The sequence below is a fragment of the Paraburkholderia sp. RL18-085-BIA-A genome (assembly GCF_046027075.1).
In the GTDB taxonomy this organism is placed as follows: Bacteria; Pseudomonadota; Gammaproteobacteria; order Burkholderiales; family Burkholderiaceae; genus Paraburkholderia.
This window is the reverse complement of record NZ_JARESU010000426.1, coordinates 1-1426: the sequence shown is the minus strand read 5'-3', so window position 1 is coordinate 1426 and position 1426 is coordinate 1. Positions and strand designations below refer to the sequence as shown.

The 1426-nt window shown below is 62.8% G+C and carries 2 protein-coding genes; both read right to left on the bottom strand.

Translation table 11 applies throughout. From position 1 onward, the window contains the following. Nucleotides 1-687 (bottom strand): phage integrase N-terminal SAM-like domain-containing protein (locus tag P0D89_RS52975; protein ID WP_408379627.1); only part of this gene is annotated, 687 nt, incomplete at its 3' end. A gap of 330 nt (nucleotides 688-1017) precedes the next feature. Continuing rightward, a partial coding sequence (locus tag P0D89_RS52970) for an aminotransferase class I/II-fold pyridoxal phosphate-dependent enzyme (RefSeq protein ID WP_408371180.1) occupies nucleotides 1018-1426 on the bottom strand: 409 nt, incomplete at its 5' end.

Sequence of the window (1426 nt, the reverse complement as noted above, 5' to 3'; positions counted from 1 at the left end):
CACACGCTTGTCGATGTGTGCCGCTTCGGCTGCGGCATGAACGGCGCGGTTCAGTTGCCGCGTGCTCAGCGGATTCACCGGGTCGAGGCCCGGAAACAACCACCCACCTTCGAGCATCCTGCCCTGCGCGTGAGCCACGCGCCACCAGACGCGCAGGCGTTCGAGCAGCACCGGCGAAAGCGTCGCGTAGCGGTCCTTGCCCTGTTCGATACGCAGCGTCATGCGCTGGCTGTCGATGTCACCGACCTTCAGCGCAACCACTTCACTGGCACGCAGTCCGGCACCGTACGCGACCGACAGCGCAGTCTGGTGCTTCAGGTTGCCCGCGGCGATGATCAGCCGGGCCACTTCGTCCGGGCTGAGCACAACCGGCAGCGTGCGGGGAACGCGAACCGGCTGCCTCCGCGCCATCCGCCCGGGCTCGTGAAGCGTGATCTCGAAGAAGAACTTCAGTCCGGTGATCGCGGCGTTCAGCGAAATGGGTGATGTGCCGAGATCGACCAGATGCAGCTGGTAGCTTCGCAGGTCCTCGACCGTGGCGGTATCGGGCGAGCGCCCGAGAAGCCGCGTGAACTCGCGCACGATGCGCAGATAGTTGGCCTGCGTCTTCGGTGCCAGCTGACGCATACGCATGTCGTCGATCATGCGCTGGCGCAGCGGACTGATAGCCTGAAGGGTCTGATTCATGACTCTGTTACCGTTGAGCGACGAGGCGGATTGCCTCGCCCTTCAGCATGAAAACAGAGTCGGTTCCCCCTCCATTACCGCTATCGCGGGCCGGAGCCCTTTACCGCGCGAGCGGTTTCGTTCACCGACCCCGAGCGGACCCTCTCCATCCCGGGAACGTCCGCTCATAAGGGGCCAAGCCGCAATTCGGCGCGACGGCTGCTGGTTGCCCCCAAGCCGGCCCGCGGAGAACCCGGGGGATTCAGGCCAGGGGTCGTGAAATTTCGCGCGATCGACAACAGCCAGAGCAGAGCCCACGCTCGTTGTGATGCAAGCCGGATCTAATCCTGGTCAAACCGTGACGTCAGGAATGATCCCGGTTCTCCGGCCGATCTGCTCGAACGCAGCAATCGCCATATCGAGGTCTTCTCTGGTGTGGGTCGACATGACGCTCAGCCGCAGACGCTGACCGTCTTTCTTGACCGCGGGAAATTCGATCGAGTTCAGAAAGATGCCTGCATCGTCGAACTGCTTGCAAACATCGCGAATATTCACGTCCACAGGAATTCGAACCGGAATGATCGAGGCCTCGCGGAAGGTTTTGAAACCGAGCGCGCTCAGTCCAGCCTCCAGGTAGACGGCGTTCTCGTGCAGGCGGACGATCCGTTCCGGCTCCCGCTCGATCACTTCCATCCCGCCGAGCACCCCCGCCACCGTCGTAATCGGCAAATGGGCCGAAAACATGTATGAGCGCGAGCAG